At 53.7% G+C, this 15,575-nt stretch carries 12 protein-coding genes; 6 read left to right on the top strand and 6 right to left on the bottom strand.

Annotated features, from left to right (window positions below; all coding sequences use genetic code 11):
* Positions 1–27 precede the first annotated feature (27 nt).
* The gene (gene asnS / locus E1N14_RS11435; RefSeq protein ID WP_025010304.1) at positions 28–1,428 is read right to left on the bottom strand and encodes an asparagine--tRNA ligase; all 1,401 of its coding nucleotides are present in this window, start codon (positions 1,426–1,428) and stop codon (positions 28–30) included.
* A 201-nt stretch (positions 1,429–1,629) separates the two neighbouring features.
* Here asnS and E1N14_RS11430 point away from each other — a divergent pair, with 201 nt between their 5' ends.
* Positions 1,630–1,965 (top strand): hypothetical protein, encoded by a 336-nt coding sequence (locus tag E1N14_RS11430; protein WP_025010305.1) that lies wholly within the window; start codon positions 1,630–1,632, stop codon positions 1,963–1,965.
* A 17-nt stretch (positions 1,966–1,982) separates the two neighbouring features.
* On the opposite strand, the gene E1N14_RS11425 is transcribed toward E1N14_RS11430, so the two are convergent.
* Both E1N14_RS11425 and pabB read right to left on the bottom strand, forming a co-directional pair.
* Entirely contained in the window at positions 1,983–2,552 is a 570-nt protein-coding gene (locus tag E1N14_RS11425) for a CoA pyrophosphatase (RefSeq protein ID WP_025010306.1), read from the bottom strand.
* A 96-nt stretch (positions 2,553–2,648) separates the two neighbouring features.
* Positions 2,649–4,058 carry an aminodeoxychorismate synthase component 1 gene (gene pabB, locus E1N14_RS11420; protein ID WP_025010307.1) on the bottom strand — a complete coding sequence of 470 codons (1,410 nt, stop codon included), beginning with the start codon at positions 4,056–4,058 and terminating at the stop codon, positions 2,649–2,651.
* Between the two features lie 255 nt (positions 4,059–4,313).
* Here pabB and E1N14_RS11415 point away from each other — a divergent pair, with 255 nt between their 5' ends.
* The 3 genes from E1N14_RS11415 (at position 4,314) to E1N14_RS11405 (ending at position 9,938) form a co-directional block, all read left to right on the top strand.
* On the top strand, positions 4,314–5,831 hold the full coding sequence (locus E1N14_RS11415; protein ID WP_025887332.1) for a fumarate hydratase: 1,518 nt from the start codon (positions 4,314–4,316) through the stop codon (positions 5,829–5,831).
* Between the two features lie 66 nt (positions 5,832–5,897).
* Positions 5,898–7,943 (top strand): dipeptidyl-peptidase 5, encoded by a 2,046-nt coding sequence (locus tag E1N14_RS11410; RefSeq protein WP_025010308.1) that lies wholly within the window; start codon positions 5,898–5,900, stop codon positions 7,941–7,943.
* Positions 7,944–8,168: 225 nt separating this feature from the next.
* A complete protein-coding gene (locus tag E1N14_RS11405; protein WP_025010309.1) occupies positions 8,169–9,938 on the top strand; it encodes an acyl-CoA dehydrogenase family protein in 1,770 nt (589 codons plus the stop codon).
* 96 nt (positions 9,939–10,034) lie between these two features.
* Here E1N14_RS11405 and dacB read toward each other — a convergent pair whose 3' ends face one another.
* Both dacB and E1N14_RS11395 read right to left on the bottom strand, forming a co-directional pair.
* Positions 10,035–11,573 (bottom strand): D-alanyl-D-alanine carboxypeptidase/D-alanyl-D-alanine endopeptidase, encoded by a 1,539-nt coding sequence (dacB, locus tag E1N14_RS11400; RefSeq protein ID WP_082813098.1) that lies wholly within the window; start codon positions 11,571–11,573, stop codon positions 10,035–10,037.
* Positions 11,574–11,624: 51 nt separating this feature from the next.
* Positions 11,625–11,789, bottom strand: a complete 165-nt coding sequence (locus E1N14_RS11395; protein WP_093982798.1) for a hypothetical protein — start codon at positions 11,787–11,789, stop codon at positions 11,625–11,627.
* A gap of 349 nt (positions 11,790–12,138) precedes the next feature.
* On the opposite strand from E1N14_RS11395, the gene pssA reads away from it, so the two are divergent.
* Together pssA and E1N14_RS11385 are read left to right on the top strand one after the other, a co-directional pair.
* Positions 12,139–13,452, top strand: a complete 1,314-nt coding sequence (gene pssA / locus E1N14_RS11390; RefSeq protein ID WP_025010310.1) for a CDP-diacylglycerol--serine O-phosphatidyltransferase — start codon at positions 12,139–12,141, stop codon at positions 13,450–13,452.
* Between the two features lie 120 nt (positions 13,453–13,572).
* Positions 13,573–14,508 (top strand): LysR family transcriptional regulator, encoded by a 936-nt coding sequence (locus E1N14_RS11385; protein WP_025010311.1) that lies wholly within the window; start codon positions 13,573–13,575, stop codon positions 14,506–14,508.
* Here the strand turns inward: E1N14_RS11385 and E1N14_RS11380 are convergent.
* Positions 14,495–15,565: a YjjW family glycine radical enzyme activase gene (locus E1N14_RS11380; protein ID WP_306440228.1), complete on the bottom strand. Its 1,071-nt coding sequence runs from the start codon at positions 15,563–15,565 to the stop codon at positions 14,495–14,497. The genes E1N14_RS11385 and E1N14_RS11380 overlap by 14 nt on opposite strands.
* Positions 15,566–15,575 lie beyond the last annotated feature (10 nt).

Genomic DNA, 15,575 nt, shown 5'->3' with positions numbered 1-15,575 from the left:
GAAGCGCGTTTTTTGGATAAGAGTTCGTTAGAAGTTGGCGCTTCTTGGGGCGCGAGGGAAGGGGATCACATCGCGGATGTTGGAAACACCGGTAACGTAAGACACCAGACGCTCGAAGCCCAGACCGAAACCTGAGTGAGGCACAGTGCCATAACGGCGCAGATCTCTATACCACCAGTAATCTTCCTTGTTGAGGTTCATCTCGGCCAGGCGCATATCCAGTACATCCAGGCGCTCTTCACGCTGTGAACCACCGATAATTTCACCTATACCGGGGGCCAATACGTCCATCGCCGCCACTGTCTTGCCATCTTCGTTGAGACGCATGTAGAAGGCCTTGATATCTTTAGGATAGTTTTTCACTACCACAGGAGCCTTGAAGTGCTCTTCGGCCAGATAACGCTCATGCTCGGATTGCAGATCTATGCCCCACTCGACATCGTACTCAAACTGCTTACCGCAGTTTTTGAGGATCTCAACGGCATCTGTGTAATCCACCTGGGCAAAGTCACTGCTGACAAAGTTCTCCAGACGCTCAATCACGCCTTTATCGACGCGCTGGGCAAAGAACTGCAGGTCGTCCATCCGCTCTTCCAGCACCGCCTTGAAGGCGTACTTGAGCATGGCTTCGGCCAGACCGGCAATGTCGTTCAGATCGGCAAAGGCCACTTCCGGCTCAACCATCCAGAACTCAGCCAGATGACGGCTGGTGTTGGAGTTTTCGGCGCGGAAAGTAGGGCCAAAGGTGTAAATCTTCGATAGGGCACAGGCGTAGGTTTCGCCGTTGAGCTGGCCGGATACGGTCAGAAACGCCTCTTTGCCGAAGAAGTCTTCGTCATAGTTCACCTTGCCATCGGCAGTGCGTGGCAGGTTTTCCATGTCCAGCGTCGATACCCGGAACATTTCACCGGCGCCTTCACAGTCTGAGGCGGTGATCAGTGGGGTAGAGACCCAGATAAAGCCATTTTCGTGATAGAAACGGTGAATCGCCTGTGACAGGCAGTTACGTACCCGGGCAACTGCGCCAATGATGTTGGTACGTGGACGCAGGTGTGCCAGTTCCCTCAGGTGTTCAACCGAGTGACGCTTGGCGGCCATAGGGTAGGTATCAGGATCTTCAACCCAGCCAGTGACTTCCACTTGGGTCACTTGCAGTTCAAAGTCCTGGCCTGAGCCTGGGCTTTCAACCACTTCACCTGTGACAATCACGGAGCAGCCGGCAGTGAGCTTCAGCACTTCGTCATTGTAATTGGGTAAGCTATTTGGCACCACGCCCTGGATAGGATCGAAACAGGAACCATCATAGACGGCAAGAAACGAGATGCCGGCCTTGGAATCACGACGGGTTCTAACCCAGCCACGTACAGTGACCTGTGAACCGACCGCATGCTCACCTTTAAATACAGATGCGACAGATGCAATGCTCATTATTGCTTAGTTCTCCAATGAAACGTTTTATGCTTCAACTCGGCCCCGAAAATAGTTCGAGAGCAGAAATCAGGCAAATCCCTGACTATATTGATGACACAGGAAAAAATTTGGAGGTTTATATTACCTTGCTGGTGGCTTTTCTCAAGCTGAAAAAGGTATTCTGGGGGTAATATCCCCCTTCAGACGGAAGGAGTTCGGATGAAGAAGGTGAAAATCTTTCAATATCTGTTGGCAAGCCTATCGATTATAGGCTGGTCACTGGCAATTTATGCCCTGCTGGTATTCGATAAGGCGAGGCCGGACAGGGCCGTAGGCTACTTCTTCAGCAAAGGGGCGCCGGTGCGTTTGTACTGGGACCCTCAGCAAACCATGCTATTGGAATACATCATCTGGGCTTGCGCCGCCATCAGTTTCCTCAGTCTGGCTTTTAACTGGTATGTGGCCCATCACAGCCGTTTGGGTTACTGGTTCAATATTCCACTGTTGCTGCTCTCATCCACCGCCGCCGGCTTGTATCTGCGTTTCTTTATCTAAGCCTTCATGTTGTGTTGTCAGCGCAGTTGTCGACAGAGCATATCGATAATCGCCGCGGTGGCGCCCCAAATAAAGTGCCTGCGATAGGGAATAAAGGTGACTGGGTAGAAATGGCCGCGGCGCTCGAACATTGCCGTGTGACGATTTTCCTCTTCGAGTAAAAAAGCCAGCGGCACCCGAAACAGCTCCTGCACTTCGGCCGGGTCAATTTTGGCCTCAAAGGGTGACTTTACCCAGCCAAGTACAGGGGTGATCTCAAAGCCGGTAAAGGTGGGGTGATTGGGAAGTTGACCTATGATTTCGACATTGTCCGGTGCCAAACCTATCTCTTCTTCGGCCTCCCTGAGGGCTGTCATGATAAGGTTCTGATCTTCGGCTTCCGGTTTGCCGCCTGGAAAGCTCACCTGACCGGGATGAGCCTTAAGATGCTTCGGCCTCTGGGTCAGGATAAGCTCCGGTCCCTGCAAACCCGGCTCCAAAGCGATAAGTACCGCCGCGGCTCTGAGTTTGGCCGGGGTCAAAGGGCTAGAATGGTATCGACTCAGGGCTCTGAGTTGAAAACGGGTTAACAGCTCGTCTTTATCCATAGCGTCCTTGAAGTCGATTGAACTAATCAATAACCCAAGCCATTATTGTCCTGTCTTCGCAAAGAACTCTCAACCAGCTTGAATGCAGGTATCAGGCTAAGGTGAGTCGGGCTCCGGGGCTAATAGCGGCAGTATTCGACTCACTTTATCATAGGTTTCCTGGTATTCGGCATCCACATCTGAGTCGGCTACTATGCCGCCGCCGGCCCAGCAATAGAGCTGCCCGGAATCGGCAACCAGGGTTCGAATGGTGATGCTGCTGTCCATTTTACCATCCTGGCTCAGATACCCGATGGCGCCGCAGTAGAGTGAGCGGCGACTGGGTTCCAGCTCTTCGATAATTTCCATGGCGCGGATCTTGGGCGCGCCTGTGATAGAGCCGCCGGGGAAGGCGGCCCTCAGCAAGTCTGTGGCCTGATAACCCGCTGCCAGTTCGGCGGTTACCGTGCTGACCAGATGGTGCACCGCCGGAAAGCTTTCTATGGCAAATAGATGCGGTACGGCCACACTACCTGGGCTGGCGACCTTGCCAATATCGTTGCGCAGCAGATCCACTATCATCAGGTTTTCGGCTCTGTCTTTTTCCGACCCCGCCAGCTGTTTGGCAAGTTCCCTGTCTTGCTGTTCATCGGCACTTCGGGGCAGGGTACCCTTGATGGGCTTGGTTTCAATATGGCGATTGGAATCCAGGGCAATAAAACGCTCGGGTGAGATTGACAGAATGCAGTTATGCTCCAGGCGAATAAAGGCAGAAAAGGGCGCGCCATTGGCTTGTCTGAGCTTACGATAGGCTTGCCACTCATCACCTTGATAGTCGGCCTGGAATCTTTGGGTCAGATTGATCTGATAACAATCGCCGCTGTGAAGATATTGCTGCACTTTGGCAAACTTGTCGCCATATTGCTCGCGGCTGAGCTGCGAGCGCCACTCACCGCTGAGTCGGAACGCTTTCTGGTCAAGGTGCTTATTGGGGCTGTTTGTGACTTTGGACGTTAGCCACGACAGGGTTGCTGTCAGCGCCTTTTCGCCGCGGTAGTGCACCAATTGCCAGCACTCTAATTGCTTATCGCGAATAAGAGCCCAGTCATAAAGACCGACATTCATCTCCGGCAGAGCGATATCGGCTGCGGCCAGTTTTGGCAGTTTTTCCAGTCTGCGGCCAAGATCGTAACTGAAGGCGCCCACCGCGCCGCCGCTGAAAGGCAGATTGACCTGCATGGCATTGGGAAAATACTGTTGCAGCAGTTGTTGCAGCAAGGCAAAAGGATCGTCACTTGAGCATCGTACGCCGCTCGCCTCAGAGATTTGGGTGGTTTCAGCCATGGTCACCAGTCTGGCTATTGGCTCGGCAACTATGATGTCGTATCTGGCGTCATTGTGCTGGGCATCGGCCGAATCCAGCAGCATGGCCCAAGGCTCACCGCTGAAGTGGGAAAACAGCTCTAAGGTTGAGAGTTGCCAGTCAAGAACGCGAATGGCGGGAGGGCAAATAGCCTGCTGGTACATCGAACGACCCTATCTGAAAATGTGATGTAGCCCAAAAAGGAACGAAAGAGTATCATAACGGCCACAAAAAACTAATAAAACCACCCCTGGCCCTTGGTGAAAACGCGTTGTATCACGGCTTTGCTGTCGTTTTGAGCATTTTTGTGTCGCAAAACCGACAAGCGGAGCCTGAAATTCAAGGCTTTGGCTTGAATCTCTGTTGAGCGTTGATCCTGAGCTGAAGGGGCGGATCCTTAGGCTAATGGAGCGCCAAACATGTCTGTAATCAAGCAAGCTGACTTTATCGACAGCATCAGTGATGCCCTGCAATATATCTCCTATTACCATCCCAAAGATTTTATCGATGCCATGGCCGCCGCCTATGAGCGTGAGCAGAGCCAGGCTGCCAAGGATGCAATTGCCCAGATTTTGATCAACTCGCGCATGTCTGCCGAAGGACACAGACCCTTATGCCAGGATACCGGTATTGTGACCTGTTATGTCTATCTGGGAATGGGCGTGCAGTGGGACAAGACAGATATGACAGTGCAGCAGATGGTGGATGAAGGCGTGCGCCGCGCTTATACCAATCCTGATAACCCGCTGCGGGCCTCAATAGTGGCCGACCCGGCTGGCAGCCGCAAGAATACCCGCGATAACACACCTTCCGTGGTGCATATTCAGATGGTTCCCGGCGATCATATCGAAGTGGCCATTGCCGCCAAGGGCGGCGGCAGTGAAAACAAGGCCAAGATGGTGATGCTCAATCCATCTGACGATATCGCCGCCTGGGTTGAGAAGACACTGCCAACCATGGGCGCCGGCTGGTGTCCTCCGGGTATGCTGGGAATAGGTATTGGCGGCACCGCCGAGAAAGCCGCTGTGCTTGCCAAGGAAGCCTTGATGGAGAGCGTGGATATTCACGAGTTGATGGAACGCGGCGCCGAAACCACGGAAGAGAAGCTGCGTTTGGATATCTTCGAGCGCGCCAACAACTTAGGCATTGGTGCCCAGGGCCTGGGCGGTTTGACTACTGTACTGGACGTTAAAATCAAGACAGCGCCAACCCACGCTGCCTCCAAGCCTGTGGTGATGATCCCAAACTGCGCCGCCACCCGCCATGTGCATTTCCATCTTGATGGCAGCGGCCCAGCCGAGTTGACTCCGCCAAGCCTTGATGACTGGCCGGAAATCACCTGGGAAGTGGGTGAGAGCGTGCGCAGGGTCAATCTCGATACCGTTACCCAGGAAGAGATTGAAAGCTGGAACAGCGGCGATACTCTGCTGCTCTCGGGTAAGATGCTCACCGGCCGTGACGCGGCTCACAAACGGATCCAGAGCCTGATTGAAAGCGGTGAAGGCTTACCTGAAGGAGTTGATTTCACTGGTAAATTCATCTATTACGTAGGTCCAGTCGATCCAGTAGGTGATGAAGTGGTTGGCCCGGCCGGCCCGACAACCGCTACCCGTATGGATAAGTTTACCGATCTTATGCTGGATAAGACGGGTCTAATGGGCATGATAGGCAAGGCAGAACGTGGTCCGGCCACAGTCGAATCTATCCGCAAGCACAAGGCGGTATATTTGATGGCCGTCGGCGGCGCCGCTTATCTGGTGTCCAAGGCGATTAAGCAATCCCGTGTGGTGGCGTTTGAAGATCTCGGGATGGAAGCCATCTATGAGTTTGACGTCAAGGATATGCCTGTTACTGTAGCGGTTGACTCCAACGGGGTGAATGCGCACGAAACCGGCCCGGCAATCTGGAAGGTGAATATCCAGAACGCCAAGGCTTAAGCTGAACCTTGAGGGGCCTGTTGGCCCCTTTTGCATTGCAATCAACAACCAATAAGAAGATTTATAATGAAAACCAACCCACTATTGATGGCGCTGCTCGCCGCAGGTCTGGCTCTGCCGGCGCTGGCTGCCGATAAGGCACCTTTTACTGTCCAGGATCTGGTCAAGCTCAACAAACTCCATTCTGCCGCTGTATCCAATGACGGTACCAAGCTTATCTATGGCCTGAAGAAGGTCACCGATGAAGGCAGCGGCTCAGATCTCTATCTGTTGGATCTCAGTGACAAGAACGCGGCTCCCAAGCAGCTGACTTCTGCACCGGGTACTGAGCACGATGTGGCCTTCAGCAGCGACGACAAGCAAGTCTATTTTATCGCCGCCCGTGATGGCAGCAGCCAACTGTATCGCTTGCCGCTGGATGGTGGTGAAGCACAGGCCGTATCTGATTTGCCTCTGGGTATCGACGGCTACAAATTATCGGCCGATGGCAAGCAGGTAGTGATGAGCATTCGTGTTTTTCCCGAGTGCGACACCCTGGAATGTTCAAAAGCCAAGTTTGATAAAGAAGCCGAGCGCAAGAGTACAGGTCGTGAATACGATCAGTTGATGGTGCGTCACTGGGACACCTGGTCTGACCATGCCCGTAATCACCTGTTTGTGGCGCAGCTTGAAAACGGCAAGCTAGGTAAGCCGGTGGATGTGACCAAGGGCCTGGATACCGAAACCCCACCCAAGCCATTTTCCGGCATGGAAGAGGTGACATTCAGCCCGGATGGTAAATATATTGTCTACAGTGCCAAGGCACCGAGTAAAGATCAGGCCTGGACCACCAACTACGATCTCTGGCAAGTGCCGGTCACAGGTGGTAAGGCCAAGAATCTCACCGAAGATAACCAGGCCTGGGATGCTCAGCCGGTGTTTTCCGCCGATGGCCGCTATCTGGCCTATCTGGCGATGAAAAAGCCCGGATTCGAGGCCGACAGATACCGCATCATGCTCAAAGACACAGTCACGGGTCAGGGCAAGGAAGTGGCGCCCATGTGGGACAGAAGCCCGGCCTCGCTGAGCTTTGGTAAAGATAACAACACCCTGTATGTGACCGCTCAGGATCTGGGGCAGGTGTCTGTATTTGCCATCAACACCCAGTTTGGTGATGTGCGCGCCATTTACAACGATGGCAGCAACAGCCTGGTGGGTCTGGCGGGCGATCGTTTGATCATCAATCATAAGTCTTTGGTGGAACCGGGCGATCTCTACTCCATCAACATGGAAGGGCAAAACCTGACCCGTTTGACTGAAGTCAACAAGGCCAAGCTGGACAAGGTCAAGTTCGGTGAGTTCGAGCAGTTCAGCTTCAAGGGCTGGAACAACGAAGAGGTTTATGGTTACTGGCTCAAGCCGGCCAACTTCAAGAAAGGCAAGCAGTATCCGGTGGCCTTCCTGGTACACGGCGGCCCACAAGGTTCATTCGGCAACAGTTTCAGCTTCCGCTGGAATCCTCAGCTGTGGGCCGGTGCCGGATATGCTGTGGTGATGGTGGATTTCCACGGCTCTACCGGCTATGGTCAGGCCTTTACCGATTCCATCAGCCTGGACTGGGGCGGTAAGCCTTTGGAAGATTTGCAAAAAGGTCTGGCTGCGGTTGCCAAACAGCAGAAGTGGATCGATGCCGATAACGTCTGTGCCCTCGGCGGCTCCTACGGTGGTTACATGATGAACTGGATCCAGGGCAACTGGAACGACGGTTTCAAGTGCCTGGTTAACCACGCTGGCTTGTTTGATATGCGCTCCATGTATCATGTGACCGAGGAACTCTGGTTCCCTGAGCATGAGTTTGGCGGCAGCTACGAGCAGGCCAAGGATCTTTATGAGAAGTTCAATCCGGCCAACTATGTGGAAAACTGGAAGACTCCTATGTTGGTGATCCACGGTGAGAAAGACTTCCGGGTACCTTACGGTCAGGGTTTGGCGGCGTTCAGCTATATGCAGCGCAATAATATCCCTTCGGAGTTGCTGATCTATCCGGACGAAAACCACTGGATCCTCAACCCCAATAACCTTGAGCAGTGGTACGCCAAGGTACTGGGCTGGATGGACCGCTGGACCAAATAAAGACCAGCGAGAGCGTTTAGTCAACAAAACCGGCCTGATGGCCGGTTTTTTCATAGCTTGAATAAAGGTGTTTTGCAGCCGAAGAGTCCCACTCGTTAATGGGCTGGCGGAAGGCGTTTTTTGTGGTCGCTGTCTTGCTAATTCTACCTTTGGCGCATTGTATTGCGGTGACATCTGGGTTAGATTGAAACAAGTGTTTAAATCTAACGTTTAAAGAGTCTGCTGATGAATCCCTACCAAGCTCCGTTAACCGATATGCGCTTTTTGCTTGAGCACGTCTTTGATGCCGAACAAACCTGGTCTTCATTGCCTGCGATGGCCGATGCGGTCGATCTCGATACTGCCGCTGCCATCCTCGAAGAAAGCGCCAAACTGTGTCGCGACCTTATCCATCCTATAAACCGCAATGGTGATGAACAAGGAGTAAGTTTCGAGGCTGCCAGGGTGATCACACCCGATGGCTATAAAGAGGCCTATGCAGAGTTTGCCGCCGGTGGTTGGGTAGGGCTGTGCGGCGATCCTGAGCTGGGGGGAATGGGGATGCCGAAAATGCTCGGTGTCATGGTCGATGAAATGGGTTATAGCGCCTGTAACGCCTTTACACTTTACAGCGCACTGACCGCAGGTGCTGCACTGTGTATTCATGCCCACGGCAGTGAGGAGCTCAAGGCCAAATATCTGCCTAAACTCTACTCAGGCGAATGGGCCGGCGCCATGGATATGACAGAGCCTCAGGCAGGTTCGGACCTGCGTAATATCCGCACTCGCGCCGAACCGACCGACAGCGGCAGTTTCCTTATCAGTGGTTCAAAAATTTTCATCACAGGTGGCGATCAGGACTTGACTGAGAACCTGGTGCATCTGGTGCTGGCCAAAATCAGCGGCAGCAAAGGCATTTCGCTGTTCCTGGTACCTAAGTTCAAGGTGGCCGATGACGGCAGTTTGGGCGAAGCCAACGGTGTAACCGTCGGTGCCATAGAGCACAAGATGGGCCTCAAGGGCTCGGCGACTTGTGTGATGAATTTTGATGATGCCGAGGGTTACCTTATCGGCGAGCCCAACCGTGGCCTGGTGTGCATGTTCACCATGATGAACTATGAACGTCTGTCCATAGGTATTCAGGGGCTTGGCAGTGCTCAGGGCGCATATCAAATGGCGGCCGACTATGCCAAAGAGCGCCTCCAGGGCGTAGCTGCCGGCGGCTCACCAACCGGCAGCGATTCCGATCCTATTTTGGTACACGGCGACGTGCGCCGCATGCTGCTGAATATTCGCGCCATGACAGAAGCGGGTAGGGCCTTGGCCATGCTCACAGGTAAACAGCTGGATCTGGCCAAGTTTGCCGAAGATGAAGCGGTTAAAGTCAAAGCCAGTCGTTACGTGGGCCTCCTGACTCCTGTCGCCAAGGCGTTCCTGACCGATCGCGGTCTGGACGCCACCATATTGGCGCAGCAGGTATTCGGTGGCCACGGCTATATTCGTGAGACAGGCATAGAACAGTTGGTGCGTGATACCCGTATCGCCCAGATTTATGAGGGCACCAATGGTATTCAGGCCATCGACTTTTTGGGACGCAAGCTCACAGGTGACCGCTTGGCGACCCTGAATGAGTTTATCGCCGATATCAAGGCCGATATGGCGACTTTTGGACAAGTATCAAATGAGCAGAAACAGCGTGTTGAAAGCCTGTTTGACCAGTTTGCCAGCGCGATTGCCGCCATTAACGAGCAAAAAGGCGATAAGCCTGCGCTCATTAACGCCTTGGCGGTTGAAGCCTTGGATGCCTTTGGTTACATACTCTACGGTTACCTGTGGCTGTTGATGGCAGATAAGGCACTTGCTGCAACCGATGCGCTCGAGCCGGGCTTTGCCGAGGTCAAGAACCAACTGAAGGAGTTCTACGTTGCCAAGTTGTTGGCCAAAGCCGATTTCCACTTGAGTCAGCTGGTCAGTGGTGATGACAGTGTGATGGCCCTTGCGCCCGAGCTGTTCTGAGAACGCAGAAGTATTCAAGCTAAATTGAAAGAGCCGCGATAAGCGGCTCTTTTCTTATGGCTTTATTACTGTTTTAAGAGCTTTGAAGGTGCTTCACTAACGAGCGCTGACATTAAGCTCTGTCTGTGCTTTTTCCTGCTGTGTTGGTTTGGGCTTGTCTTGCTCTTTTGCCGCCAGTTGGCTTTCTGCGCGGCTGTTTGCACGGTAATCTGTCAGCCCCTGCAGCAAAAGTGTGGCAAAGGGTGCGGCTTCAAGCTCCTTACTCTGGGGGCTCAAACCATTTTCCAGTATCACAAACAGGTATCTGGGCACTTGCTTGTCACTGTCATCGGTAACATACCCGGCCAGATTCACCACACCCTGCATACTGCCTGTCTTGGCCCAGACTCTGCCTTTGAGCGGTTTGTTGGCGTAGCGCTTGCGGTACTTCAAGGTGCCGCTGTGGCCGGAAACCGGCAGCTTGTGCATCAACCACTGGTAATCCGGGGTATCGGCAATCAATCGCAGCAACTGCGCCAGTTGTCTGGCATTGAGCAGGTTGTAGCGTGACAGCCCAGAGCCATCTATCAGTTGGGCTCTTTCCAACACTACGCCTTTTTCCGCCAGCACTTCCCTGATGGCCTTGGCACCGGCACTGAAACTGGCGCCATCACCATAATAGTGTTTACCCAGCTGTTTAAGCAGGCTGTCGGCAATCAGGTTGTCAGATTCCAGCAGCATGGTTTCCAAAAGCTCGGGCAGGGCATCCGAGGCATGACTGGCCACCACCCTTGAGCTGGCCGGTAGCTGATTGGAGGTCAGTATCTTGCCTTTGATACTGAGTTTGCCCTTGATAATGCCGGCGACGCTGTCGATGGCATATTGGCCGGGGTCGTTGACCGCCAGCGCCAACGGCAATACCTGGGAGCCCGGGAAACAGCCACTGAAATGAAAGTGGTTGCCGGGTAATCGGTCGAGTTGCAGTTCGCAAAAGCCCTGCTTGTGGCCTTTGTCGAAGATGGCGTTGGTGGTCAGTTTGACTGGCAGATAAACCGGCGCGGAAATTTTGGCTTTGTCCGAGGCGAGTGTGGGCTCGAGTTTGCCATGGACACAGTTTTGGTTGATCACATAGCTGGAGACGGGCGCCGCGTAGCAGATCCCCAAATCATCCCATACCCAACCGGGAGCCCTTAGCTGCTCATGGGTTTCTCCTATCAAGATAAGATTGCCCTGCACCTGGCTAATGCCGGCTTCGGTGACACGCTTGAACAGCTCGGTCAGATCCCGGCGCGTTAGGGTAGGATCGCCACTGAACAGCAAATAGAGATCGCCTTTAAGCACGCCGCTTTTTGGCGAGCCGGTACTGAGAATACTGGTGTGATAGCGAAACTCTTCTCCCAGCAGCTCGGTGGCTGTTACCGCGGTCAGCAGTTTTTGGGTACTGGCCGGGATCATCAGGGTTTCACTGTTGTGGCTCAGCAGTTGCTCGCTGCTTTGCAAATCTTCTATCCAGACGGCAGTTTGCGATGAGGCCGGGGTAATCAGATTTAAAAGATCATCGAGAGAGGTATTATCGGCCTTCAAAGGGGAAGACAGCGCCATGGCGCTCAATAATAACAGTGGACGTGCCAAGCCCTGCAAGGACAGCTGTGGCATGGAAAAGCCTCCGGTTCCGTGAATGCTTTTGTGAGTATAACCTGCAGGACTTCAGCTGTCGTCCTTGTCCATCAGCGAATAAAGTTTCAATGTGACTATCAACACCAGACCGATAAACAGTGGCAGTACCAAAGGGCCGAGATAGGTTTTGAAGTGAAACAGGGCCCAGGCCGCGAGCAGGGTGCCAATAAGAGTGAACCAGAATTGTTTGTTCATTGTCGTCCAGTTTGAGTTCAGTAAGTGAGAGGCTCAAGGGCATATTAGTGTATAAGGCTAATGCGCTGATAACAGGGCTGCCATCACAAAAGCGTGATCTGGGTCGGCTTAAGAGTGCGAGCCGCATTATAGAGAGCGCTTTTTGGGTTAAATAGCGCCGAAATCGTGAACCAATAGCGACTGTTGGCGAGAAAAGGCTTGCCCGGGCCGGGACAAGTGGGTAATTTCTATTGCCTTATTCGCCCCGCAGCGGATCTTTGTCGATCTCGCCATACAGGGGAAGGACATTCTTGCCGGGAAACACAGGGAGCGAGTGGATTGCCGGAACATACAGTGACAGGAGGATACCTTGCTGGATAAGCTGGGTGGAATTGCCATAGCGCCGGATGCATTGCACTGGTTGCTGACCCCAAGTAACTTCAAACAGACCTTGATTGAGCGGATCCGTAGCGCCAAAGAGGCTATCTATATTGCGGCACTCTATCTGGAAGACGATGAGGCCGGACGCGAAATACTTGCCGAACTGCTGGCGGCCAAGGCAGCCAGACCCGAACTCGAAATTAAGGTGTTGGTGGATTTTCACCGTGCCCGTCGCGGCCTTATTGGCCACAAGGGCGATGGCGGCAACAACCTGATGTACCGTCAGGTGATGGCGCAAGCACAGCAGCGTTTCAACATTTATGGTGTGCCGGTGAAATCCCGCGAGTTTATGGGAGTACTGCACCTCAAGGGCTTTATTGTCGATGATGCCGTGATATACAGTGGCGCCAGCCTCAATAATATCTACCTGCAGCAGAAAGACAGATACCGTTTCGATCGCTACCATGTGCTGGAGTCGACCGAGCTGGCTGCCAGCATGCGAGAGATGATTGACAGTGCCATTTTGAGCGACAAAGCGGTCAGTTGCCTGAGCTGTCCGGAAGAAGAGGAAGTACTGCCGGAAAAAATTGATGTCAGAAGCTTTAAACAGCGACTGTCGGCGGCAAGCTATCAATTCAAGGGCGTTGAAGAGGGATTGCGGGTCACGCCGCTTTTGGGCCTCGGACGCAAGCGCAATCCGCTCAACAAGGCGGTACTCGCCATGGTGGAGGAGTCCAAGGAATCGCTTTTTATTTGCACTCCCTATTTTAACCCGCCCTATGCTTTGGTGCGGGCGCTGGTTAAACACCTGCGCAACGGAAAGCGCCTGGATATTCTGGTGGGTGACAAGACGGCCAATGACTTTTATATCCCACCGGAGCAGGATTTTTCCACCATAGGTGCCTTGCCGTATCTCTATGAGCAGTCGCTGCGCAAGTTTGTCAAACGCCAGCAGTGGGCGGTGGATCAGGGGCTACTCAATATCCATCTGTGGAAGCATGACAACAACAGCTATCACCTCAAAGGGGTGAGCATGGATGGTCGCAAACACCTGCTCACCGGCAGCAATCTCAATCCGCGGGCCTGGGCCCTGGATCTGGAAAATGGTTTGCTGCTGCATGATGACCAACAAGAGCTGGCCGAGTCTTTTGTCAAAGAGCAGCAACATCTGCTGCTGCACAGCCAGCGTTTGTATCATTACAGCCAGATAGATACCTTGCAGAGTTACCCCAAGCCGGTAAAGAAAATCATGAACCGCATTCGCAGGCTCAAGGCCGACTTTCTGCTGCGGCGTATTCTCTGATAGCGCTTTCCCCAAGCTCTTGGCCGAATGAGAGCATGATTGCAGAACTTCATTCCGTTATGGTTTAACCTTGGCTTATTCAGTCAAGGTTAAATCCAGCCAAGGTTAAACATAGCCAGAATGAGTGATATCGTCCGCTTATCCCGCATCAATTTCCGTCATCTTCTGGTGCTCAGGCAACTGCTGGAAGAGCAAAGCGTCACCCAGGCGGCCACGCGTCTGTGTTTGAGCCCTTCGGCGGTCAGCAAAATACTCTCCCAGCTCAGGGATTGCCTCGACGATGAGCTCTTCTACCGCCAGGGTAACCAGCTGTTGCCGACTGCCAAGGCCAAACGACTCGGGCCGGTTATCAGCGCCATGCTCAGAGAGATGGACAACCTGTTTACCGAAGAGGGCTTTCGCCCTGAAGGATTTCAAGGACGGATGAATTTGGCGCTGAGGGAAAGCAGCTTCGAACTGCTTGCGAGCGCTATCGCCAGCGTGCAGCAGCAGGCACCGGGAATGACATTGGCGGTGCATGCCAAAGAGAGCACGGGTTTTCAGTCCCTGTGTGAAGGACGGGTGGACTTGCTGGTTCTGCCACACGACTTGGGACAGCCGCCAACTGGTCGCAACGAACTGATTTGGGAGCGCTTGGCAGAGGACGAGATGTGTTGCCTGATGCGAGCCGAGCACCCGCTGGCAGCAAAAGAGCTGACGCTGGATGCCTATCTGAGCTTCGCCCATGTGGGTATTTTGGATGCCGATCTGCAGCAACCCTTTTTCGAGCAATCATTGGCACAATTGAGCCGCAGGCGGAATCTGGCGATGGAAGTCGCCGACTTCGGCGCCGCCGCCAGTATCTGTCGTCACTCGGACTTGCTGTTTACCTGCTCGGCGCTGTGGGCTTCAATGGCGGCGCAGGCAAGCGGTATGGTGGTTAAGCCATTGCCCTTTGCCTATGGCAAGGTGGGCTATAGCATGGTGCATCATCAAAGTGGCAGCCGGGATCCGGCGCTGCAATGGCTAAAAGCGACGCTGCTCAGTGGCTTTAAGCAGTCCATCAGCCAAGGTTAACCGGTGGCAGACTGATATTGGCTATGCCGGCACGGCTGAGCGCCTTGGCCAGATCATCAATCTGCTGTTGGCTCGCCTTGGGCCAGCGCAAGGCCTCGCCTTTGACACCATGATGATTGTAACCGTTTAGGCGTAGCCGCATCGGCTCACCCTTCAGCGCTTGCCGGCGTTGCAAGTCCAGCAAAAACGACGCCAGGGCGTCAAAGTGTTGCCAATAATCACTCTTTCCGGGTACTTCCAGTAGCCTGACTTCCGCCAGTTTCCCTGCTTCGGCCAGCAGTTGCAGGCTCTGCTTGACCTTGATGTTGCCACGGCCTGTCAGTCGTCGGTGAGCCGGCTCATCCCAGGCTTTCAGGTCAACCATGGCGCCATCAAGCCAAGGGAGCAGACGTTGCCAACCACTTTCTCCCAGGCTGCCATTGGTATCCAAAAGGCAAGTCAGGTGTTTGAGCTCTGGGCTTTGTTTAATGGCCTTAAACAGGTTACTGACGAACTTCAGCTGCAAGCTGGCTTCTCCGCCACTCAAGGTGATACCGCGGATAAAGGCTTGCTGCCTTTTAATCAGCGCCAACGCTTTTCCGACTGACAGGCGTTGGGTCTTGGGCTGGCTGCTCGAAGGGCAAACATCGAGACAGGTGTCGCAGCCGATGCAGCTTGTACTATCCCAGGCAAGCCTGAGAGATGCCTTGCTATTGGGAACTGCTTGAGTGTCAGTCGCAGTTGATTTAAGGCTCAAGGCGCCTGCCGGGCAGTGCGCAATACACTCTCGGCAGGCGTCACACAGAGTGATGGTTTCCGGATTATGGCAACCCGGGCAGCGAAAATTGCAACCCTGAAGGAAAAATACCATGCGATTGCCCGGGCCATCTACGGTCGAGAAGGGCAGCACCCTGGCGACTTCGGCACTGGTAACCTCGGAGCCCATAGCCAATGCCGAAGCATCGGTATCGCCGCTACTTAACTCACGGCTATTCGACTCACACCCACTCAGCTTATAGCGATTAAGCTCAGAATGATTGAACGGGTTATCAAACACTCCGGGAGCTGCACTCTTCATAAGTTACGCC

The sequence above is a fragment of the Shewanella algae genome, assembly GCF_009183365.2.
GTDB classification, from domain to species: domain Bacteria; phylum Pseudomonadota; class Gammaproteobacteria; order Enterobacterales; family Shewanellaceae; genus Shewanella; species Shewanella algae.
Note: the sequence above shows the minus strand (reverse complement) of the source record. Positions and strands in the feature narration are given on the sequence as shown.

Bases quoted from the DNA above. Each gene is read 5' to 3' on its own strand.
- E1N14_RS11410 (WP_025010308.1), top strand. From the start codon at position 5,898: ATGAAAACCAACCCACTATTGATGGCGCTGCTCGCCGCAGGTCTGGCT.
- pabB (WP_025010307.1), bottom strand. From the start codon at position 4,058: ATGTACCAGCAGGCTATTTGCCCTCCCGCCATTCGCGTTCTTGACTGG.
- E1N14_RS11395 (WP_093982798.1), bottom strand. From the start codon at position 11,789: ATGAACAAACAATTCTGGTTCACTCTTATTGGCACCCTGCTCGCGGCC.
- dacB (WP_082813098.1), bottom strand. From the start codon at position 11,573: ATGCCACAGCTGTCCTTGCAGGGCTTGGCACGTCCACTGTTATTATTG.
- E1N14_RS11415 (WP_025887332.1), top strand. From the start codon at position 4,314: ATGTCTGTAATCAAGCAAGCTGACTTTATCGACAGCATCAGTGATGCC.
- E1N14_RS11385 (WP_025010311.1), top strand. From the start codon at position 13,573: ATGAGTGATATCGTCCGCTTATCCCGCATCAATTTCCGTCATCTTCTG.
- asnS (WP_025010304.1), bottom strand. From the start codon at position 1,428: ATGAGCATTGCATCTGTCGCATCTGTATTTAAAGGTGAGCATGCGGTC.
- E1N14_RS11425 (WP_025010306.1), bottom strand. From the start codon at position 2,552: ATGGATAAAGACGAGCTGTTAACCCGTTTTCAACTCAGAGCCCTGAGT.
- E1N14_RS11380 (WP_306440228.1), bottom strand. From the start codon at position 15,565: ATGAAGAGTGCAGCTCCCGGAGTGTTTGATAACCCGTTCAATCATTCT.
- E1N14_RS11430 (WP_025010305.1), top strand. From the start codon at position 1,630: ATGAAGAAGGTGAAAATCTTTCAATATCTGTTGGCAAGCCTATCGATT.
- E1N14_RS11405 (WP_025010309.1), top strand. From the start codon at position 8,169: ATGAATCCCTACCAAGCTCCGTTAACCGATATGCGCTTTTTGCTTGAG.